The organism is Rhizobium alarense, assembly GCF_021555155.1.
GTDB classification, from domain to species: Bacteria; Pseudomonadota; Alphaproteobacteria; order Rhizobiales; family Rhizobiaceae; genus Rhizobium_D; species Rhizobium_D alarense.
The window spans coordinates 1-18,663 of record NZ_JAKGBU010000016.1 but is presented as its reverse complement, the minus strand read 5'-3'; the positions used below and the strand labels follow the sequence as shown (position 1 = coordinate 18,663).

The following is an 18,663-nucleotide window of genomic DNA, read 5'->3' as shown; positions in this document are numbered from 1 at the left end:
TTTTCACGCGACATCGAAACCGGCCGCCGTTCAATCCTGCTCAAGCTGGGCGATCGCGACCGCGAGCAACTCGATCATCTGGACGCGGATCTCCTCCTCGGTCTTGCCGACGCCGGCCGCATCGAGGTCTGCCTTGACCTTACGCACGACGTCCTCATGGCCGACCTCCTCGAAATCCGCCGCAACGACCTCCTTGGCATAGGCGTCGGCCTCGTCGCCGGTCTTGCCGAGAAGACCCGCCGCCCAGAGCCCGACGAGTTTGTTGCGCCGCGCCTCCGCCTTGAAACGCAGTTCCTCGTCGAGCGCGAACTTGGCTTCGAAGGCCTTTTCGCGATCCTGCATCGTCGTCATGTCCAGAACTCCCGTAGATTCTTTCACCCCATGGGCCTCCGTCCATAAACCAAATGGACGACGAAAGTGCAACGGGAGTTTCGCGGCGCCGGCCGGGTCGCCGTCCCGAAAACGGGGGAAGCGGCGAGACGCCGATTGTGAAACCGCCGCAATTCGTTTATGGAGCGCGGAAGAAATGACATCTGCGCGACCCAAGCGCGCCAACAACAGAGAAAAATCCATGAACCGTCGCCGCCGTATCTACGAGGGCAAGGCCAAGATTCTCTATGAGGGTCCCGAGCCGGGCACGCTGATCCAGTTCTTCAAGGACGACGCCACCGCCTTCAACAAGAAGAAGCACGACGTCATCGACGGCAAGGGCGTGCTCAACAACCGCATCTCGGAATATCTCTTCACCCACCTCAACAAGATGGGCATTCCGACGCATTTCATCCGCCGCCTCAACATGCGCGAGCAGCTGATCAAGGAAGTGGAGATCATTCCGCTCGGCGTCGTCGTGCGCAATGTCGCGGCCGGCTCGCTGTCGAAGCGCCTCGGCATCGATGAGGGCACCGTCCTGCCCCGCTCGATCATCGAATTCTACTTCAAGGCCGACAATCTCGACGACCCGCTCGTCTCCGAGGAGCACATCACGGCCTTCGGCTGGGCGAGCCCGCAGGAACTCGACGACATCATGGCGCTCGCCATCCGCGTCAACGACTTCCTGTCCGGCCTTTTCCTCGGCGTCGGCATCCAGCTCGTCGATTTCAAGCTCGAATGCGGCCGCCTCTACGAGGGCGACATGATGCGCATCATCATCGCCGACGAGATCTCGCCCGACAGCTGCCGGCTGTGGGACGTCGCGACCCAGGAGAAGATGGACAAGGACCGCTTCCGCCGCGACATGGGCGGCCTGCTCGAGGCCTATCAGGAGGTCGCCCGCCGGCTCGGCATCATGAACGAGAACGAGCCGATCCGGGGCACCGGTCCGGTGCTGGTGAAATAATCGTCGACGGGAGGCCCGCCCTCGCCCGTCGAGCGCGCGGCACCCGGCAAGCGACCATCGGTTTTGCAAGAGGAAGAAATGATCAAGGCACGCGTAACGGTGACGCTCAAGAACGGCGTTCTCGACCCGCAGGGCAAGGCGATCGAGGGCGCGCTCGGGACCCTCGGCTTCGACGGCGTCGGCCAGGTGCGCCAGGGCAAGGTGTTCGACCTCGCGCTCGAAACCGCGGATCGCGCCAGGGCCGAAGCCGACCTCAAGGCCATGTGCGAGAAGCTTCTGGCCAACACCGTGATTGAGAACTACACTATCGCACTCGACTGACGGTTGAAGGCGCAGGACATGGCCGACGTCTCCCAGGAACTGATGTACGAGCTGCTGAAGCGCATCCAGTCCGACATTTCCCTGCTGAAGGACGGACAAGGCGACATGCGGCAGGACATGGTCAGCTTGCGCAATCACGTGCATGTCATGCAAGGCGACGTAAACAACCTTCAAAGCTCCATGGCGCAGGTCCTGACCCGCCTCGACCGTATCGAAAACCGCCTCGAACTGCGTGAACTCGCCGAGGCCCAGGCAAGGTTTGAACCGCACCCATGAAATCCGCCGTCGTCCAGCTTCCCGGCCTCAACCGCGACCGCGACATGATCGCAGCGCTGACCAAGATTTCCGGCAGGGCGCCGGTCACCGTCTGGCAGACGGAAACGGAGCTGCCGGACGTCGATCTCATCGTCATTCCCGGCGGTTTCTCCTACGGCGACTACCTGCGCTGCGGCGCGATCGCGGCGCGCATGCCCGTCATGCAGGCGATCAAGGCGAAGGCGGAGGCGGGCGTCAAGGTTCTCGGCGTCTGCAACGGCTTCCAGATCCTGCTCGAGGCCGGCCTGCTGCCCGGCGCACTGATGCGCAACGCCTCGCTGAAATTCGTCTGCAAGGAGATCCGGCTCGAAGTCGCCAATGCCGACACGGATTTCACCCGTGCCTATGCCAGGGGCCAGATCATCCGCTGCCCGGTCGCCCATCACGACGGCAACTATTTCGCCGATGCCGAGACGCTGAAGGCGATCGAGGATACCGGCCAGGTCGTCTTCCGCTATGCCGAAGGCACCAATCCGAACGGCTCGCTGAACGACATCGCCGGCGTCATGAACGCCCGGGGCAATGTGCTCGGCATGATGCCGCATCCGGAAAACCTCATCGAGGCCGCCCATGGCGGTTCGGACGGACGCAGCCTGTTCGCCTCCGCCCTCGACGTAATCGCCGCTTAACCACCGTCTGCTAGCTGGGGCGCAGACCCGTAGCAAGGATTGTCCGCCCGATGCGCCCCCATGCCCTTTGCCGTGCCGTGCCTGCCGTCGCGACCCTCTTTGCCGCAGCACTTGCCGGCTGCCAGTCCGCCCCGCCGGCACCGTCGGCGAGCACCGGCGCGCTGCCGACCATGGAGCGCGTCGCGCTCGGCGCCAGCGCCTGCTGGTTCAAGTCGGGCGATGCCGCCTTCAAGCGCTACCGCCTCGCGCCGGAGCTCAATTCGTTCTCTGGCAAGCCGCGCATCCTGATCGTCCCGCGCGGTTCTCCGGAATCCCGGCCGCTGCTCGTCGTGCAGGCGGAGGGCAACCCGGCGCGCCTGTCCGCCTTCGGCCCGATGATGAACGAGGGTGAATCCGCCCGCATCGCCGTCGACGTCAAGCGCTGGGCGGCCGGCGGCAAGGGCTGCTGAGCCCTCTCATACATCCCAGAAAAACGACTTGGAGGCTTCCCGCTCCGCCTCGGCGCGGGTGAGGCCGACATCGCGCAATTGTTCGTCCGTGAGATCCGCAAGGACACGGCGGCTTCGGCTTCTGGTCCGCACGGACCAGTAGGCCAACAAGGCACGTTTCGCCAGCGACCGGATGCCGGACCGCGGCTCCGCAAGAGGCGAGACCGAGCCTTGGTGTGAAATTGTATCTATTGTCATGGTTACAATCCTATCAGCAATGCCATTGTCCGCTTTGCCTTGATCGTCATCAGATAATTGACTCCATTAACGGTGCAATGTAGAGAATTGTCATCATGACAAATTGGCTCCCCGACCTCCAGTCCGCCGACGGTCCGCTCTATGTCCGCATCGCCGACCAGATCGAGAAGGCGATCGGCAGCGGTGAACTCGCGGCCGGCAGCAAACTGCCGCCGCAGCGCAACCTCGCCTTCGACATCGGCGTGACGATCGGCACCGTGAGCCGCGCCTACAGCATGGTGCGCGAGCGGGGCCTCGTCAGCGGCGAGGTCGGCCGCGGCACCTATGTGCTGGGCACCGCCGAAGGGGGACAGGCCGAAATCGACGCGGTCAGCACCCGCCTCGGTGGAACGCGGGCCGCGATTGCCCCGCCCGGCAAGCTGCGCTTCGACACCACCGCGGCCACCGACGTCGGCCAGAGCGCCGTCATCACCGACATCCTGACGGCGATCGGCCGCGAGCAGCCGGACGAGATAGCGAGCTACACGCGCAACTTCCCCGGCCACTGGCTGGAGGCAGGCCGCCTGTGGCTCGGCCGCGACGGCTGGCTGCCGGAGGCCGAGCGTGTCGTCCCGACGCTCGGAGCGCATGCCGCGGTCATCGCCGCCGCCTCGGTCATCACCGCGCCCGGCGACCGCATCGTCTTCGAGCACCTCACCTATTCGCAGATCAGCCGCGGCACCGCCCTGCTCGGCCGGCAGACCGCGCTCGTCGAATCCGATACAGAGGGTGTGATCCCGGACGATTTCGAGCGCGTCTGCGTCCAGCAGCATCCGAAGCTCGCCTTCCTGATGACGTCAGGGCAGAATCCGACGCTTTCGTGCATGCCGGAGGAGCGCCGCCGCGCCATCGCGGCGATCGCACGCAAGCACAATGTCTGGCTGGTGGAGGACAATCTCTATGGCGCGGCGGCCGGCGACGGCATTCCGCTGATGGCCGAGATCGCGCCGGATCGCACCTTCCTCGTCGGCGGCCTGTCGAAGAGCGTGGCGGCCGGCGTGCGCGGCGGCTGGATCGCCTGCCCGCCGCACCTCGCCCAGCGCGTCCGCATCGCCCACAAGATGGTGACGGGCGGCCTGCCCTTCCTGCTGGCGGAGCTCTGCGCGCGGCTCGTGCTGACCGGCAAGGCGGATACGATCCGCAGCGCGGTCGCCGAGGAGGTCCGGGCGCGCGAGGCGCTCGTACGCCACATCTTCGCCGGCCTCGACTTCACGTCGCGGCCCTTTGCGCCCTTCTTCTGGCTCAAGCTGCCGGAACCCTGGCTTTCCGGCACGTTCCGCCACGCCGCCTTCGAGGAAAACATCCTCATCGACGACGAGGACGAGTTCAAGGCCGGCCGATCCGAGAAGACCTTTCATCGCGTGCGGATCGGCTTCTCCTCGCCGGCCGCGCGTGACGACGTGGCGGACGGCCTCGCGCGGCTCCGGCGGCTGCTCGGGCACGGCCCGACGGGCTACGACAGTCTCGGCTGAAACCGCCGCATCGCCTGTGGTCCGTGGCATTTTCCTGTCGCGCGCGTGCTCCGCTTAGGCTAAAGAGACCGGCAAAAGCCCCCACCTCCTGAGACAGACGAGAGCCGATGACAATCTCGAACACCCGCCCGATCACCCCGGAGCTCATCGCCGCCCACGGGCTGAAGCCGGATGAGTATGACCGCATCCTGTCGCTGATCGGCCGCGAGCCCACCTTCACCGAGCTCGGCATCTTTTCGGCCATGTGGAACGAGCACTGCTCCTACAAATCCTCCAAGAAGTGGCTGCGCACGCTGCCGACCAAGGGGCCGCGCGTCATCCAGGGACCCGGTGAAAATGCCGGCGTGGTCGATATCGATGACGGCGACTGCGTCGTCTTCAAGATGGAGAGCCACAACCACCCGTCCTATATCGAGCCCTACCAGGGGGCGGCGACCGGCGTCGGCGGCATTCTGCGCGACGTCTTCACCATGGGCGCGCGCCCCGTCGCCGCGATGAACGCCCTGCGTTTCGGCGCCCCGGACCATCCGAAGACCCGCCACCTCGTTTCGGGTGTCGTCGCCGGCGTCGGCGGCTACGGAAATTCCTTCGGCGTGCCGACGGTCGGTGGCGAAGTCGAGTTCGACGAGCGCTACAACGGCAACATCCTCGTCAACGCCTTTGCAGCCGGCCTTGCCAAGTCGAACGCGATCTTCCTGTCCGAAGCCAAGGGCGTCGGCCTTCCCGTCGTCTATCTCGGCGCCAAGACCGGCCGTGACGGCGTCGGCGGCGCGACCATGGCGTCTGCCGAATTCGACGAATCGATCGAGGAGAAGCGCCCGACCGTGCAGGTCGGCGATCCCTTCACCGAAAAATGCCTGCTCGAAGCCTGCCTCGAACTGATGCAGACCGGCGCCGTCATCGCCATCCAGGACATGGGTGCCGCCGGCCTCACCTGCTCGGCCGTCGAGATGGGCGCCAAGGGCGACCTCGGCATCGAGCTGAACCTCGATCTCGTGCCGGTGCGCGAGGAGCGGATGACGGCCTACGAGATGATGCTGTCGGAGAGCCAGGAGCGCATGCTCATGGTGCTCGAACCCGCAAAGGAAGAGGTCGCCAAGGCGATCTTCGTCAAATGGGGGCTCGATTTCGCCATCGTCGGCTATACGACGGACGACCTGCGCTTCCGCATCCTGCACCAGGGCGAGGAAGTGGCGAACCTGCCGATCAAGGATCTCGGCGACCAGGCCCCGGAATACGACCGGCCGTGGCGCGAGCCCGGCCGGCCCTCGCCACTGCCCGCCAGTCTCGTCGCCGAGCCGAACGACTACGGCCTGGCGCTGCTGAAACTCGTCGGCTCGCCGAACCAGTCGAGCCGCCGCTGGGTCTACGAGCAGTATGACACGCTGATCCAGGGCAACTCGCTGCAGATCCCGGGCGGCGACGCCGGCGTCGTGCGCGTCGAGGGCCATGCCACCAAGGCCCTCGCCTTCTCCTCCGACGTGACGCCGCGCTATGTCGAGGCCGACCCGTTCGAGGGCGGCAAGCAGGCGGTCGCCGAATGCTGGCGCAACATCACGGCGACCGGCGCCGAGCCGCTGGCGGCGACCGACAACCTCAATTTCGGCAATCCGGAAAAACCGGAGATCATGGGCCAACTCGTCAAGGCGATCGAAGGCATCGGCGAGGCCTGCCGAGCGCTCGACTTCCCGATCGTCTCCGGCAACGTCTCGCTCTACAACGAGACGAACGGCGTCGCGATCCTGCCAACGCCCACCATCGCCGGCGTCGGGCTGCTGCCCGACTGGGCGCAGATGGCCCGCATCGGCGGCGCCGGCGACGGCGACCACGTCGTGCTGATCGGCAGCGACGGCAGCCATCTCGGCCAGTCCGTCTATCTGCGCGACGTGCTCGGCATCGTCGACGGTCCTGCCCCGGAGGTCGACCTGCATGCCGAGCGCCGCAACGGCAGCTTCGTCCGCTCGGCGATCCGCAACGGCCAGGTGACCGCCTGCCACGACATTTCCTCGGGCGGCCTCGCGGTCGCGCTCGCCGAGATGGCGATGTCGTCGGGCAAGGGCATGACGATCGACCTTTCCGGAGCGAACGGCCCGGCCCACGCGCTGCTCTTCGGCGAGGACCAGGCGCGCTACGTGCTCGCCGTGCCGGCAGACCTGTGCAACTTCCTCTGCGCCAATGCGGAGGGTGCGGGCGTGCCCTTCCGCCGTCTCGGCACGGTGGGCGGCGCGGCGCTCGCCGTCGGCGATCTCTTCTCGATCGGCATTGCGCAATTGCGCAGCGCCCATGAATCGTGGTTCCCTGACTTCATGGACGGTAGCGCGAATGCCGCCGCCGCAGCGGAATAACGAGGAGCGATACCCCATGCCCATGTCCCCCGGCGACATCGAAGACATGATCAAGGCCGGCATTCCCGGCGCGAAGGTCACGATCAGGGATCTCGCCGGCGACGGCGACCACTATGCGGCGGAGGTCGTCGCCGAGGCCTTCCGCGGCAAGACGCGCGTGCAGCAGCACCAGATGGTCTACAACGCCCTGCAGGGCAACATGGGCGGCGTGCTCCACGCGCTCGCGCTCCAGACCTCCGCCCCGGAATGAGGCAGCGCCGATGGCGGACCTCATCAAGGACATCGTCTCCAGCGTCGTCGACAGCGCGCTCAAGGAGATCCTGAAGAAGACCGGAACCCGCAGGACGACGAAACGCACGCGCCGCAAGTCGCGGACCCGCAGCACGGCGACGCGCCGCACGCAGGCCTCCGGCGGCATCCTGGCCGAGATCGTCGAGGCGGCGCTGAAGAAGAAGCCGGCCCGAAAGCAGCTCAGCCGGCGGCGCAGCGCGGCGTCGCGCAGCAAGGTGAAACGCCGCCGGACCTGACGCGGAACGGCCCGCGGCCTGTCGCGAAATCTCGCAGCCGGGGGTGTAAATGGCGCCCGGCCATGTTATCTATCTGCCGAAACAGCCGGCCTTTTCCGGCGCTCCAAGGATGACGGCAATGAGTGGCATTCACGATTTCATCGACAACGAGGTGAAGGGCAACGACGTCGTGCTCTTCATGAAGGGCACGCCGCAGTTCCCGCAGTGTGGCTTCTCCGGTCAGGTGGTCCAGATCCTCGATTATATCGGGGTGGACTACAAGGGCATCAACGTGCTCGCCGACGCGGATCTCCGCCAGGGCATCAAGGACTATTCGAACTGGCCGACGATCCCGCAGCTCTACGTCAAGGGCGCGTTCGTCGGCGGCTGCGACATCGTGCGCGAAATGTTCCAGGCGGGCGAATTGCAGTCCCACCTGGAGGAACAGGGCATTTCGGTGAAGGGCGCCGCGTAGGGCGGCCCACGGCCTCAAGGCTGAAGACTTCCCGAGGCGCCGCCATCCCAGCGGCGCCTTCTCTCTTTCATGGATATTTTTGGTTATGTCTGGATTGTCTGCTGAAGCAGCCCAGCGCCTGCGTGGCATGGGCAAGGTCGAATTCATCGCGCTGATGGCGCTGCTCATGGCGCTGAATGCGCTTGCCATCGACATCATGCTGCCGGGCCTGCAGGAGATCGGCGCCAGCCTCGGCGTCGAGAACGAGAATCACCGGCAGTACGTCATCTCCGCATACCTGATCGGCTTCGCCTGCGCCCAGCTGCTCTACGGCCCGATTTCCGACCGTTTCGGCCGGCGCGCGCCGATGTTCGTCGGGCTCGGCATCTATATCGTCTCGTCGCTGCTCGCGGTGATGGTGCCGAACTTCGCCATGCTGCTGGCGCTGCGCTTCATCCAGGGCATCGGCTCGGCGGCGATGCGCGTCATCACCATCTCGATCGTCCGCGACATCTTCGGCGGCCGCGCCATGGCGGAGGTCATGTCGCTCATCATGATGGTCTTCATGGTGGTGCCGGTTCTCGCTCCCGGCATCGGCCAGACGGTGATGATCTTCGGCGACTGGCACCTGATCTTCATCTTCATGGGCGTCATGGCGGCCACGGTCGGAAGCTGGATGTATGTCCGGCTTCCCGAGACGCTGGCGCCGGAGGACGTGCGTCCCTTCACGGCGCGCTCGGTCGTCGACGGGTTCCGCATCGTGCTCACGAACCGGGTGGCGCTGTGCTATACGCTCGCGAGCACCTTCATCTTCGGCGCGCTGTTCGGCTTCATCAACTCGGCGCAGCAGATCTATGTCGGCATCTATAAACTCGGCGTGTGGTTTCCGGTCGCCTTCGCCGGGGTCGCCGCCTTCATGGCCTTTTCATCCTTCATCAACGCCCGGCTGGTCGGCCGTTTCGGCATGCGCCCGCTGTCGCACGGCGCGCTGCTCGGCTTCCTCGGGGTCAACGCCCTGTGGCTGCTCCTGACGCTCGCCTGGACGGACCACCAGTTGCCGTTCCCGCTGTTCATCGTTCTGTTCGCGCTGGCGATGTTCCAGTTCGGCTGGATCGGCTCGAACTTCAATTCGCTCGCCATGGAGCCGCTCGGCCACGTCGCCGGCACCGCCTCCTCCGTGCTCGGCTTCATGGGCACGGCCGGCGGCGCGGTCATCGGCGCGGCGATCGGCCAGGCCTTCAACGGCACGGCCGTGCCGCTCGTTGCCGGATTCTTCACGCTCTCGGTCATCGGCCTCGTCTTCGTGCTGGTCGCCGAGCGCGGCAGGCTGTTCCAGACGCACAACAAGCCGGTCTGACCACGACCGCGACGGGGCGTCGCCATGGACAGGCCCCGTCCGCATTTTCGATCGCCCTGCGGGTTCCCTTGAACGGCATCCGCCTGGGCCATGCGGGTTCAGTCGACGAAGACCTCGCGGCGCATCGTCTCCCAGCTTTCCCTGTCGGGCGCGACGAGCAGGCCGCCCTCGACATGGTGCGGACGGTAGGGCGAACCGTCGAAGCGCGCGACATAGGCGCCGGCTTCCTCGGCGATCAGGGCGCCGGCGAGGTGGTCCCAGGGCATCAGCTTGTTGTACATGAGGTAGTGCAGGTGCCCGGCCGCAAACGTCCGGTATTCGTGCGCCGCGCAGCGGTAGTTGGAGACGAAGGCGACCTTGGCGAGGTTGCCGAGCACCGTCGCGCGGCGATCGCGCGGCAGGAAGCTCGTCGAAGCCATGCCGGTCATCTGTTCGAGCGGCACGGGGTTCGCCGCCTTAAGGCGGATCTCCGGCCGGTGACCGCCGGTCTGCCAGGCGCCCGCCCCCTTCTCCGCCATCACCCAGTCGTCGCCCATCGGATCGTAGATGATGCCGGCGACGGTCTCTCCGCCGGCGACGACCGAGACCATGACGCCGAAGAGCGGCACGCCGGAGGCGAAGTTGAACGTGCCGTCGATCGGGTCGACCACCACGGCGACGTCGGCGTCGGCAAGCTTCGCCAGCAGCGCCGGGTCGGCCGCGACCGATTCCTCGCCGACGAACAGCGCCCCCGGCACCACGCCCCCGATGCGGGCGCGGATATAGCGCTCCGCCGCCTCGTCGGCCTCGGTCACGAGATCGGTGGCGTCCATCTTCTGGCGGATGTCGCCCTTGGCGAGCGCCCGGAAGCGCGGACGGATCTCGGCCTCCGCCGCTTCGCTGAGCAGAAGGGCGAGCGCATTGATGTCGAACTGAAGGGTCATTTTCGGTCTGCCGTTTCCAGGGAGGAGAAATCGAAAAGTTTCGGGTCGAGGAGATGCGAGGGGTTCGTGTGGCCGAGCGCGCGCAGCATCGCGTCCTTGCGGCCGGGCATGCGCGTCTCGATGTCGGCGAGCATTGCCTTCATGGCGTTGCGCTGCAGGCCGTCCTGCGAGCCGCAGAGGTCGCAGGGAATGATCGGAAAGCGCATGGCGGCGGCGAATTTCGCGAGGTCCTCCTCCGCCGCATAGGCGAGCGGGCGCAGCACCATCACGTCGCCCTCGTCGTTCAGCAGCTTCGGCGGCATGGCCGCAAGCCGCCCGCCATGGAAGAAGTTCATGAAGAAGGTCTCGAGGATGTCCTCGCGGTGGTGGCCGAGCACCAGCGCGTCACAACCCTCCTCCCGCGCGATGCGATAGAGGTTGCCGCGCCGCAGCCGCGAGCAGAGCGAACAATAGGTGGCGCCCGCCGGCACCTTCTCCTTCACGATCGAATAGGTGTCGCGATATTCGATGCGGTGCTTCACGCCGATCGACGAGAGATAGTCGGGCAGCACATGCTTCGGAAAATTCGGCTGTCCCTGGTCGAGATTGCAGGCGACGAGGTCCACCGGCAGCAGGCCGCGCCACTTGAGATCCATCAGCAGCGCCAGCAGCCCGTAGCTGTCCTTGCCGCCGGACACGCCGACGAGCCAGCGTGCCTGTCCCTTCAGCATCGAAAAATCGTCGATCGCCTGCCGCACCTGCCGGAGCAGGCGCTTGCGCAGCTTGTTGAAGGACACGGAGGACGGCGCGTCGGCGAAGAGCGGATGGCGGGATGCATCCGCCTCGATCTCGTCCGTCGTTTCCAGTGCCAGCGTCATCTCGTCATCCTGAAGGCCGTCGCGGTCCACATGCCCGGAACCGGCCGTACAATCAAGCGGCAAAAACCGACCATCCGGTGCGGTTCGCCAGCATCTCGAGCGCGATCGAGCCGAGCAGCGAGTTGCCGTTGCGGTTGAGGCCGGGCGACCAGACGGCGACCGAGGCCTTGCCGGGCGCGACGGCGAGGATGCCGCCGCCGACGCCGCTCTTGCCCGGCAGGCCGACATGGTAGGCGAAGTCGCCGGAGCCGTCATAGTGGCCGCAGGTCAGCATCAGCGCGTTGATGCGCCGCGCCCGCATGTGCGACACGACCCGGTGCCCGGTCAGCGGATTGGTGCCGCTGGCGGCAAGGAACAGGCCCGCCCTGGCGAGTTGCCGGCAGCTCATCGCGATGGCGCACTGGTGGAAATAGACGCCGAGCACGTGCTCCACCGGATGGCTGAGCTTTTCGAAGGAGCGCATGAAATTGGCGAGCGCAAAGTTGCGGTAGCCCGTCGCCTGCTCCGACTGCGCCACGTCCCGGTCGATGACGATGTCCTCCTCGTCGGCGAGGAAGCGCATGAAGCGCAGCACCTCGCCGATCGCCTCCTTGGGCGTGTGGCCGGCGAGCACGAGGTCGGTGATGGCGATGGCGCCGGCATTGATGAAGGGGTTGCGCGGCTTGCCGTGCTCGTGCTCGAGCTGGACGATCGAATTGAAGGCCGAGCCGGAGGGCTCGCGGCCGACGCGGTTCCAGATCGCCTCGCCATGTTTGCCGAGCGCGATCGTCAGGGTGAAGACCTTCGAGATGGACTGGATCGAGAAGGCCTTTTCCGCCTCCCCCGCCAGATGCACGGCGCCGTCGACCGTCACCACCGCCATGCCGAACTGCTTCGGATCGACGCGCGCGAGCTGCGGGATGTAGTCGGCCACCTTGCCCTCCCCGAAGCGGGGCGCGAGCTCGCGGTGGATGTCGTCGACGATGGCCTGCAGATCCGTCATGCGGCACTCCCGAAAACAAGAAAGCCGCCCGTTTCTGGGCGGCTTCCGGAATTTTGGCAAGAGGTCCCGCGCGATTAGCGCGAGTAGAATTCGATGACCAGGTTCGGTTCCATGACGACCGGATACGGCACGTCGGACAGGCCCGGAACGCGGACGAAGGTCGCAACCATCTTGTTGTGGTCGGCTTCGATATAGTCCGGAACGTCACGCTCGGCGAGCTGGACGGCTTCCAGGACCGATACGAGCTGCTTGGACTTCTCGCGGACCTCGATCACGTCGCCGGCCTTGCAGCGGTAGGAACCGATGTTGACGCGCACACCGTTGACCTTGACATGGCCGTGGTTGACGAACTGGCGGGCAGCAAAGATCGTCGGTACGAACTTGGCGCGGTAGACGATCGCGTCGAGGCGCGATTCGAGCAGGCCGATCAGGTTCTCCGGCGTGTCGCCCTTGCGGCGGTTGGCTTCTTCGTAGATCGCGCGGAACTGCTTTTCGCGCAGATCGCCGTAGTAGCCCTTCAGCTTCTGCTTGGCGCGCAGCTGCACGCCGAAGTCGGAGAGCTTGGACTTGCGGCGCTGGCCGTGCTGGCCGGGGCCGTATTCGCGGCGGTTGACCGGGGACTTCGGGCGGCCCCAGATGTTCTCGCCCATGCGGCGGTCGATTTTGTACTTGGATGAAGCGCGCTTGCTCATCGCATTTCCTTTCAAAACATATCACCGCACCGTTGCCGGCGCGGATCAAGGAAACACGCCCTCCTCTGAACTCCGATTTAGGGGTTCTGACAGGTGTCTCACGATACGCGACCGGAGAAACCACGGGACATGTCAAATGAAACACCGGACATTTCTGCCCAGCGTTGGCGGCGGAATAAAGGGGAAAGCCGCAAATGTCAACGGCCTTTCCGGCGGAAGCGCCGGCGGGAGATGGGATTGGCCGGTCGTCGGCCTTGCCCGTATGATGCGTGCGCAGGAGCCGAGGAGAATCCGATGGACATCCCCTTTGATTTCGAGCGTTTCGTCAAGGCGCAGCAGCCGGTCTATCCCGACGTTCTGGCGGAGCTTCGCGCCGGGCGCAAGGAGAGCCACTGGATGTGGTTCGTCTTCCCACAGATCGCCGGCCTCGGCACGAGCCAGACGGCGCGGCACTACGCGCTGTCCTCTGTCGCCGAGGCCCGGGCCTATCTCGCCGACCCGCTCCTTGGCACCCGGCTCCGGGAATGCTGCGGCATCCTTCTCGACCTCGAGGGCCGGAGCGCCGAGGACATCTTCGGCTTTCCCGACGTCCTGAAGCTCCGCTCCTCGATGACGCTTTTTTCGCACACAACCGGTGGCGAAGGAGCGTTCGAGGCCGTTCTCGCGAAATATTACCGCGGCGCGGCGGATGCCCGGACGCTGGCGCTGCTCCGGGCGTAAACGGCGCTATTCGGCGGCGTCGCGGGCTGGCGCCTCGGCCTCGGCCGCATCCGCGGCACCCGGCGCGGTCTCGCAGCCGAGGTCGGGAAAGGCGACGATGCGCCGGCCGGCCGGGTCGCTGTGCACGACGATCAGCCCCTGCTCCTCGAAATAGCCGAGCAGCCGGCGCGCGCGCCGGGCGGAATGGGTGCCGTAGGCACGGGCGATCTGCGCGTCGGACGGGCAGGCGCGCGCGCTCAGCGCCGTCTGCGCGACGAGCAGGAAGACGCCCTGCAGATCCTCCGTCACACCGCGCGACAGGTCGAGCGCCTGGCCCCAGAGTTCGGTCGCCGCCGTCTCCCTGTCGACGCCGGACCGCACGACGGCCATCTGCCGCCGGAAGTCGCGCAGCGACGGCGGCGCGCCGGGAATGCGGCGGATGCGGCAGCGCACGAGAAAGTCCTGGTAGAGCTCGGCGTCGGCCCGGAAGGCGGCGTCGGGATGCTCGAGGATCTCGCCGAGCGCGCCGTCGAGCAGGCCCTGCCGCTCTTCCGGCGACAACTCCGGCGCAGACGCCCTCGCCTGCGGCTCCGCTGCCGGTTCCGGCCGGGCACGCGACAGTTCGGCGAGGATGTCGGTGGTCGGCCGCGGCGCGGGCGGCGCGCGGCGGACCACGGGACGGGTGAGCTCCTCGGGATCGGGCGTGAAGATCAGGTCCTCGACATCGGCGGGCGCCTCCGGCAGCGGCATCAGCCTGGGGCTCGTCGAGCGCGCCGAGGTCTCGACGGGGCCGATCGTCACCGGCAGCGGGCGGCGCGACAGTGCCGGCCCGAGCGCCACGAAGGACCCGCGCTGCAGGTCGCGGAACATCTCGGCCTGCCGGCGGTCCATGCCGAGCAGGTCGGCGGCGCGCGCCATGTCGATGTCGAGGAAGGTGCGGCCCATCAGGAAGTTCGACGCCTCCGCCGCGACGTTCTTGGCGAGCTTGGCGAGACGCTGCGTGGCGATGACGCCGGCAAGCCCGCGCTTGCGGCCGCGGCACATCAGGTTGGTCATCGCACCGAGCGAGAGTTTTCGCGCTTCTTCCGAAACTTCGCCGCCCACCGACGGCGCGAAGAGCTGTGCCTCGTCGACGACGACGAGCACCGGATACCAGTGGTCCCGGTCGGCGTCGAACAGGCCGTTCAGGAAGATGCCGGCAGCCCGCATCTGCTCGTCCGCCTCCAGCCCCTCGAGCGACAGCACGCAGGAGACGCGGTGCTGGCGGATGCGCGTCGCGATGCCGACAAGCTCTGCCTCGGTCCGCTCGCCGTCGACGACGACATGGCCGAAGCGGTCCGCTAGTGTCACGAAGTCGCCCTCCGGATCGATGATGACCTGCTGCACCCAGGGTGCGGACTGCTCCAGCAGCCGGCGCAGCAGGTGCGACTTGCCGGAACCGGAATTGCCCTGCACCAGCAGGCGCGTCGCCAGCAGTTCCTCGATATCGAGCTTGGCCGGCGCGCCGCCCTGCGCCGTCCCCATGTCGATGCCGACTTTCATGCAGACCCTCGTGCTTCGCAAACCGATTCGCCCGGCCGCCACCGGAAACCGTGGAGACCTAGCACGACGGGCAGCCGATTGCAGACCCGCGTGTTGCGAAACTCACAGGGAAGTGGCCGGACTCAGGACTGAGGGAGAAGCAGACGGTCCATGGCACCGATCGGCAACATCAGCCGCCGGCGATCGCCCTCGAGGCGTTGGAAACCGAACCCCTCGTAGTAGATGGCAGCCGTTTCGTCCTTTGCATCGACGATCATGCCGAAAATTCCGAAACGGTCTGCAGCATCTCGCGTCGATCGGAAAGCATGTGCGATCAAGGCATCGCCATAGCCCCGCCGCTGAAACGCCAGATCGACGGCAAGCCGCCCGAGCAGTAGAAAGGGAATTTCCTCGTAAACGCCCGCCGACACACTTGGCGGCATGCCGGCGCGCGGCACGGAATGAGCGCTCAGCGTATAGTAGCCGATGATCCGTCGTTCGTCTGCCAGAACCCAGGTACGCGCCAGTCCACGTCGTGCATCCTGCCCCGCGAAGCGCGCGACGTAGTCGTTCAATGCCTGCACGCCGCAGTCGAACTGCTTTCGGTCATGGCGCTTGCCGTCGAGCGGCTCGAACCTCATCGACCGCCAGCGATGCGATCCAGCGTATCGACGGCGCGGCGCATGCGGTCCGTCGGATCGGGCGGATTGTCGATCATTGCGAAGAACGAGCGCCAGTCGTTGGGAGTGAAATGCGTTCGCGCGCGATCGGCCACGATTGCTGTCGCCTTCTCGCGGATGCTTTCGCGGATGAATTTACTCTTGTCGAGTTTTACGTAGGCGCGTGCCTGCTCCATGAGATCCAGCGTCGCGGCATCGACGCGAACCCGGATCGCTTCAGCCTTATGCATAGCCATTCCTCACGTTCAATGCCGATATTGTAGCAACAAATGTGGTACATGCAACCCACTCACGTAACCCGCAGACCAAAGCCCTGCATCAGCCGGCGCGTCGCGAAGTCCGGCTTGCCGGAGGTGAAGAGCGCGACGTCCTCGCCCGGGCCGAGTGCGTCGAGAAGCGGCACCAGGCGGCGGGCCTGGCGGGCGATCGCCTCGGCCGGATCGAGCCAGTCGACCGGCCAGGGCGCCAGCCGCCGGAAGACATTGCCGATGAAGGGATAGTGCGTGCAGGCGAGCACGACGATGTCCGTCCTGCGGCCGTCCTTCTCGACAAAGCATTCTGCGATCTCCGTCAGCACCGCCTCGTCGGCAAGCGTCTCGCCGCGGATATAGGCCTCCGCCATGCGGGCGAGGTTTTCCGAGCCGACAAGCCGGACATGACACTGGCTGGCGAAGGACTGGATGAGATCGTGCGTATAGGCGCGCTTCACCGTGCCGGGCGTCGCGAGCACCGAGACGAGGCCGGAGCGCGTGCGCTCGGCCGCCGGCTTGATCGCCGGCACGGTGCCGACGAAGCGCATGTCCGGGAAGGCCGCGCGCAGGTCCGCGCCGACCAGCGTGAAGGCCGTGTTGCAGGCAATCACGCAGACCTCCGGGTCGTGCTCGGAAAGCAGCGTGGCGAAAAGGTCGACGATGCGCCGCTTCAGCGCCGCCGCCTCCCAGCCGCCATAGGGAAAACCGGCATCGTCGGCGACATAGGTGAAGTGGCGCTCCGGCATCAGCACGCGCGCCTCGCGCAGCACGGTCAGGCCGCCGATGCCGCTGTCGAAGAAGAGGACCGGCTTCGCCCGCTCCGCGCCGGCCGCCTCAGCCCTCGTCACGGGGCACCTTCGGACGCCGGTTCCGCGTGCGGTTGAGCGCTGGCGCGCCGGAGCCGCGCGGCGCCTCGCGGGTGAAACGATCGAGACAGGAGATGATGCCGCGCAAGACCTGGATTTCCGAGCCGGTGAAGGAGGGACGCGTGAGCGCGGCCCGGAGGTTCTCGATCAATTTCGGCTTTTTGGCGGCGGGGCGGAAGTAGCCGCGGGCATCGAGCGCCTCCTCGACATGGTCGAACAGCCCCTGCAGGTCGTCCTTCCTGGCGGGACGCTGCGGCAGCGCGTGGAACGGCGTATTCTCCAGCGAGGCCAGCCCGCTCTTCATCCATTCGTAGCTCATCAGGAGCACGGCCTGGGCGAGGTTCAGCGATGCGAAGGCCGGGTTCACCGGGAAGGTCACGAGTTCGTCGGCAAGCGCGATCTCCTCGTTGGTGAGCCCGGTCCGCTCGCGGCCGAACAGGATGCCGACCGCCTCGCCCGCGCCAAACCGGGCCCGCAGCGTTTCGGCGGCCACCACCGGCGAGCGCACCTCCTTGTAGCCGTAGCGGTCGCGCGCCGTGGTGGCATAGACGAAATTGAGGTCGGCGACCGCCGCCTCGAGCGACGGGAAGACCCGCGTCGCCGCGATGATGTGGTCCGCCTTGCTCGCCGCCGAGATCGCCTTCTCGCTTGGCCAGCCGTCGCGCGGATTGACGAGCCTCAGCTCCCTCAGCCCGAAATTCGCCATGGCGCGCGCCACCATGCCGATGTTCTCGCCGAGTTGCGGATGAACCAGAATGATCGCCGGTCCCTCGGCGATCAGCTCGCGCTCGCTGTTCGTGCCTGCCATGCCCGTTCGTCCCGCTCCAAAGTGCGGCCTCACTGGCACAATTGCGACGGAATGGGAAGAACCGCGCCGTCGTTACTGCGCCGTGCCGCCTGCCGCCGCCGCCGCGCCGTCCGTGACGATCCGCTCGAGTTCGCCCTTGAGCGAGGCCCCCTCCACAAAGAACAGCCGGTCGATGTCGTCGACGACGGCCCTGCCCGCCTCCTCGATCACCGTGAAGACGAGCGTCGTCGGCGTCCAGTCCGCGGCGCGCTCGCCGAAGCAGTGGGTGTTGTCGAACGACACCGTGACCGCCGTCACGCCGCCCTCGGCGACGCCGGTCTGTGTCTTCACGTCCTTCAGCGGGCAGCCGTCCTGCCCCCCGACGATCGGGTCGTAGTCGAAGGGGGAGTCGCCCTCGTCATAGGCCGGATAGTTCGTCGCCGCGCGGTACTTTTCCGCAAAGTCCCGGCTGTAGACGCGGCCGAGGAAGTCCGCGCTGAAATAGTCGCGATATTCCGGCGGCGTGTCCATGTCGCTCCCCATTTCCTGCCAGTTGACGGTCGCGGCCGCGACGATCTCGCCGACGGGCGCCGCGGCATCGGCGCAGAACCCGGCCGACGGCAGCGAAACGATCAGCGCGGCAACGCTTGCGGCAAATTTCATGGCAGGCTCCCGAGGGGTTTCGCGCCGGACAGCGCAGGGGATGACGGGGAGGAAACGCGTCGCTGCGGCCGTCTATTCGCGGCCCGCCGAAAATGCGCGTCGCCGCCGTTGCTCGGCTTTGCCTTCCCGCGTCGCAATGCTATAGCCCGTTCGGTTTCATTCAAGGAAACGGGGCTCGCCCCCTTCAGACAACGAGGCTCTCCCTATGCAAAAGATCAAGGTCGTCAATCCGGTCGTCGAGCTCGACGGGGACGAGATGACGCGCATCATCTGGCAGTTCAT

General features: G+C 66.4%; 24 protein-coding genes. 12 read left to right on the top strand and 12 right to left on the bottom strand.

Annotated features, from left to right (window positions below):
• Positions 1-30: 30 nt before the first annotated feature.
• Positions 31-351: a DUF1476 domain-containing protein gene (locus tag LXM94_RS07135; RefSeq protein ID WP_235770473.1), complete on the bottom strand. Its 321-nt coding sequence runs from the start codon at positions 349-351 to the stop codon at positions 31-33.
• A gap of 220 nt (positions 352-571) precedes the next feature.
• Between LXM94_RS07135 and purC the strand changes: the two genes are divergently transcribed.
• The 5 genes from purC to LXM94_RS07110 all read left to right on the top strand — a co-directional run bounded on the left by purC (position 572) and on the right by LXM94_RS07110 (position 3,050).
• A complete protein-coding gene (purC, locus tag LXM94_RS07130) occupies positions 572-1,336 on the top strand; it encodes a phosphoribosylaminoimidazolesuccinocarboxamide synthase (protein WP_235770472.1) in 765 nt (254 codons plus the stop codon).
• Between the two features lie 78 nt (positions 1,337-1,414).
• On the top strand, positions 1,415-1,657 hold the full coding sequence (gene purS / locus LXM94_RS07125) for a phosphoribosylformylglycinamidine synthase subunit PurS (RefSeq protein WP_235770471.1): 243 nt from the start codon (positions 1,415-1,417) through the stop codon (positions 1,655-1,657).
• An 18-nt stretch (positions 1,658-1,675) separates the two neighbouring features.
• Positions 1,676-1,933, top strand: coding sequence for a hypothetical protein (locus tag LXM94_RS07120; RefSeq protein WP_235770470.1), 258 nt, complete (start codon positions 1,676-1,678; stop codon positions 1,931-1,933).
• Positions 1,930-2,601 (top strand): phosphoribosylformylglycinamidine synthase subunit PurQ, encoded by a 672-nt coding sequence (gene purQ / locus LXM94_RS07115; RefSeq protein ID WP_235770469.1) that lies wholly within the window; start codon positions 1,930-1,932, stop codon positions 2,599-2,601. The genes LXM94_RS07120 and purQ overlap by 4 nt, the downstream gene beginning before the upstream one ends.
• 50 nt (positions 2,602-2,651) lie before the next feature.
• On the top strand, positions 2,652-3,050 hold the full coding sequence (locus tag LXM94_RS07110; protein WP_235770468.1) for a hypothetical protein: 399 nt from the start codon (positions 2,652-2,654) through the stop codon (positions 3,048-3,050).
• A 6-nt stretch (positions 3,051-3,056) separates the two neighbouring features.
• Here the strand turns inward: LXM94_RS07110 and LXM94_RS07105 are convergent, their stop codons facing one another.
• Positions 3,057-3,287 (bottom strand): DUF1127 domain-containing protein, encoded by a 231-nt coding sequence (locus LXM94_RS07105; protein ID WP_235770467.1) that lies wholly within the window; start codon positions 3,285-3,287, stop codon positions 3,057-3,059.
• A 95-nt stretch (positions 3,288-3,382) separates the two neighbouring features.
• On the opposite strand from LXM94_RS07105, the gene LXM94_RS07100 reads away from it, so the two are divergent.
• The 6 genes from LXM94_RS07100 (at position 3,383) to LXM94_RS07075 (ending at position 9,460) form a co-directional block, all read left to right on the top strand.
• Positions 3,383-4,798 (top strand): aminotransferase-like domain-containing protein, encoded by a 1,416-nt coding sequence (locus LXM94_RS07100; RefSeq protein ID WP_235770466.1) that lies wholly within the window; start codon positions 3,383-3,385, stop codon positions 4,796-4,798.
• Positions 4,799-4,905: 107 nt separating this feature from the next.
• Positions 4,906-7,143 carry a phosphoribosylformylglycinamidine synthase subunit PurL gene (gene purL, locus LXM94_RS07095; RefSeq protein ID WP_235770465.1) on the top strand — a complete coding sequence of 746 codons (2,238 nt, stop codon included), beginning with the start codon at positions 4,906-4,908 and terminating at the stop codon, positions 7,141-7,143.
• A gap of 16 nt (positions 7,144-7,159) precedes the next feature.
• A complete protein-coding gene (locus LXM94_RS07090; protein WP_235770464.1) occupies positions 7,160-7,393 on the top strand; it encodes a BolA/IbaG family iron-sulfur metabolism protein in 234 nt (77 codons plus the stop codon).
• A gap of 10 nt (positions 7,394-7,403) precedes the next feature.
• Positions 7,404-7,670 carry a hypothetical protein gene (locus tag LXM94_RS07085; RefSeq protein ID WP_235770463.1) on the top strand — a complete coding sequence of 89 codons (267 nt, stop codon included), beginning with the start codon at positions 7,404-7,406 and terminating at the stop codon, positions 7,668-7,670.
• Between the two features lie 118 nt (positions 7,671-7,788).
• Positions 7,789-8,124: a Grx4 family monothiol glutaredoxin gene (gene grxD / locus LXM94_RS07080; RefSeq protein ID WP_235770462.1), complete on the top strand. Its 336-nt coding sequence runs from the start codon at positions 7,789-7,791 to the stop codon at positions 8,122-8,124.
• Between the two features lie 127 nt (positions 8,125-8,251).
• On the top strand, positions 8,252-9,460 hold the full coding sequence (locus LXM94_RS07075) for a multidrug effflux MFS transporter (protein WP_235770526.1): 1,209 nt from the start codon (positions 8,252-8,254) through the stop codon (positions 9,458-9,460).
• Positions 9,461-9,558: 98 nt separating this feature from the next.
• Here LXM94_RS07075 and LXM94_RS07070 read toward each other — a convergent pair whose 3' ends face one another.
• The 4 genes from LXM94_RS07070 to rpsD form a co-directional block, all read right to left on the bottom strand.
• Positions 9,559-10,383, bottom strand: coding sequence for an inositol monophosphatase family protein (locus LXM94_RS07070; protein ID WP_235770461.1), 825 nt, complete (start codon positions 10,381-10,383; stop codon positions 9,559-9,561).
• Positions 10,380-11,240: a tRNA 2-thiocytidine(32) synthetase TtcA gene (gene ttcA, locus LXM94_RS07065; RefSeq protein WP_235770460.1), complete on the bottom strand. Its 861-nt coding sequence runs from the start codon at positions 11,238-11,240 to the stop codon at positions 10,380-10,382. The genes LXM94_RS07070 and ttcA overlap by 4 nt, the downstream gene beginning before the upstream one ends.
• 52 nt (positions 11,241-11,292) lie before the next feature.
• Positions 11,293-12,222, bottom strand: coding sequence for a glutaminase (locus tag LXM94_RS07060; RefSeq protein ID WP_235770459.1), 930 nt, complete (start codon positions 12,220-12,222; stop codon positions 11,293-11,295).
• A gap of 74 nt (positions 12,223-12,296) precedes the next feature.
• Complete coding sequence (gene rpsD, locus LXM94_RS07055; RefSeq protein WP_235770458.1) at positions 12,297-12,914, bottom strand: 30S ribosomal protein S4; 618 nt, start codon at positions 12,912-12,914, stop codon at positions 12,297-12,299.
• A gap of 294 nt (positions 12,915-13,208) precedes the next feature.
• Here rpsD and LXM94_RS07050 point away from each other — a divergent pair, with 294 nt between their 5' ends.
• Complete coding sequence (locus LXM94_RS07050; RefSeq protein ID WP_235770457.1) at positions 13,209-13,634, top strand: DUF1810 domain-containing protein; 426 nt, start codon at positions 13,209-13,211, stop codon at positions 13,632-13,634.
• A gap of 6 nt (positions 13,635-13,640) precedes the next feature.
• Here the strand turns inward: LXM94_RS07050 and LXM94_RS07045 are convergent, their stop codons facing one another.
• The 6 genes from LXM94_RS07045 to LXM94_RS07020 all read right to left on the bottom strand — a co-directional run bounded on the left by LXM94_RS07045 (position 13,641) and on the right by LXM94_RS07020 (position 18,381).
• Positions 13,641-15,155, bottom strand: coding sequence for an ATP-binding protein (locus LXM94_RS07045; RefSeq protein ID WP_235770456.1), 1,515 nt, complete (start codon positions 15,153-15,155; stop codon positions 13,641-13,643).
• A gap of 122 nt (positions 15,156-15,277) precedes the next feature.
• A complete protein-coding gene (locus LXM94_RS07040) occupies positions 15,278-15,718 on the bottom strand; it encodes a GNAT family N-acetyltransferase (protein WP_235770455.1) in 441 nt (146 codons plus the stop codon).
• Between the two features lie 53 nt (positions 15,719-15,771).
• A complete protein-coding gene (locus tag LXM94_RS07035; RefSeq protein ID WP_235770454.1) occupies positions 15,772-16,044 on the bottom strand; it encodes a type II toxin-antitoxin system TacA family antitoxin in 273 nt (90 codons plus the stop codon).
• Between the two features lie 59 nt (positions 16,045-16,103).
• Positions 16,104-16,913 (bottom strand): glutamate racemase, encoded by an 810-nt coding sequence (gene murI / locus LXM94_RS07030; RefSeq protein WP_235770453.1) that lies wholly within the window; start codon positions 16,911-16,913, stop codon positions 16,104-16,106.
• Positions 16,900-17,739 carry an RNA methyltransferase gene (locus LXM94_RS07025; protein ID WP_235770452.1) on the bottom strand — a complete coding sequence of 280 codons (840 nt, stop codon included), beginning with the start codon at positions 17,737-17,739 and terminating at the stop codon, positions 16,900-16,902. Before LXM94_RS07025 ends, murI begins: the two co-directional genes overlap by 14 nt.
• A 72-nt stretch (positions 17,740-17,811) precedes the next feature.
• The gene (locus LXM94_RS07020; RefSeq protein WP_235770451.1) at positions 17,812-18,381 is read right to left on the bottom strand and encodes a hypothetical protein; all 570 of its coding nucleotides are present in this window, start codon (positions 18,379-18,381) and stop codon (positions 17,812-17,814) included.
• Positions 18,382-18,663: the final 282 nt, after the last annotated feature.

Coding starts and splice junctions, on each gene's coding strand:
- ttcA (WP_235770460.1), bottom strand. CDS start 11,240: ATGACGCTGGCACTGGAAACGACGGACGAGATCGAGGCGGATGCATCC.
- LXM94_RS07045 (WP_235770456.1), bottom strand. CDS start 15,155: ATGAAAGTCGGCATCGACATGGGGACGGCGCAGGGCGGCGCGCCGGCC.
- purQ (WP_235770469.1), top strand. CDS start 1,930: ATGAAATCCGCCGTCGTCCAGCTTCCCGGCCTCAACCGCGACCGCGAC.
- LXM94_RS07085 (WP_235770463.1), top strand. CDS start 7,404: ATGGCGGACCTCATCAAGGACATCGTCTCCAGCGTCGTCGACAGCGCG.
- LXM94_RS07120 (WP_235770470.1), top strand. CDS start 1,676: ATGGCCGACGTCTCCCAGGAACTGATGTACGAGCTGCTGAAGCGCATC.
- purL (WP_235770465.1), top strand. CDS start 4,906: ATGACAATCTCGAACACCCGCCCGATCACCCCGGAGCTCATCGCCGCC.
- LXM94_RS07110 (WP_235770468.1), top strand. CDS start 2,652: ATGCGCCCCCATGCCCTTTGCCGTGCCGTGCCTGCCGTCGCGACCCTC.
- purS (WP_235770471.1), top strand. CDS start 1,415: ATGATCAAGGCACGCGTAACGGTGACGCTCAAGAACGGCGTTCTCGAC.
- LXM94_RS07060 (WP_235770459.1), bottom strand. CDS start 12,222: ATGACGGATCTGCAGGCCATCGTCGACGACATCCACCGCGAGCTCGCG.
- purC (WP_235770472.1), top strand. CDS start 572: ATGAACCGTCGCCGCCGTATCTACGAGGGCAAGGCCAAGATTCTCTAT.
- LXM94_RS07025 (WP_235770452.1), bottom strand. CDS start 17,739: ATGGCAGGCACGAACAGCGAGCGCGAGCTGATCGCCGAGGGACCGGCG.
- LXM94_RS07075 (WP_235770526.1), top strand. CDS start 8,252: ATGGGCAAGGTCGAATTCATCGCGCTGATGGCGCTGCTCATGGCGCTG.
- LXM94_RS07090 (WP_235770464.1), top strand. CDS start 7,160: ATGCCCATGTCCCCCGGCGACATCGAAGACATGATCAAGGCCGGCATT.
- LXM94_RS07050 (WP_235770457.1), top strand. CDS start 13,209: ATGGACATCCCCTTTGATTTCGAGCGTTTCGTCAAGGCGCAGCAGCCG.
- LXM94_RS07105 (WP_235770467.1), bottom strand. CDS start 3,287: ATGACAATAGATACAATTTCACACCAAGGCTCGGTCTCGCCTCTTGCG.
- LXM94_RS07100 (WP_235770466.1), top strand. CDS start 3,383: ATGACAAATTGGCTCCCCGACCTCCAGTCCGCCGACGGTCCGCTCTAT.
- grxD (WP_235770462.1), top strand. CDS start 7,789: ATGAGTGGCATTCACGATTTCATCGACAACGAGGTGAAGGGCAACGAC.
- rpsD (WP_235770458.1), bottom strand. CDS start 12,914: ATGAGCAAGCGCGCTTCATCCAAGTACAAAATCGACCGCCGCATGGGC.
- LXM94_RS07070 (WP_235770461.1), bottom strand. CDS start 10,383: ATGACCCTTCAGTTCGACATCAATGCGCTCGCCCTTCTGCTCAGCGAA.
- LXM94_RS07135 (WP_235770473.1), bottom strand. CDS start 351: ATGACGACGATGCAGGATCGCGAAAAGGCCTTCGAAGCCAAGTTCGCG.
- LXM94_RS07035 (WP_235770454.1), bottom strand. CDS start 16,044: ATGCATAAGGCTGAAGCGATCCGGGTTCGCGTCGATGCCGCGACGCTG.
- LXM94_RS07020 (WP_235770451.1), bottom strand. CDS start 18,381: ATGAAATTTGCCGCAAGCGTTGCCGCGCTGATCGTTTCGCTGCCGTCG.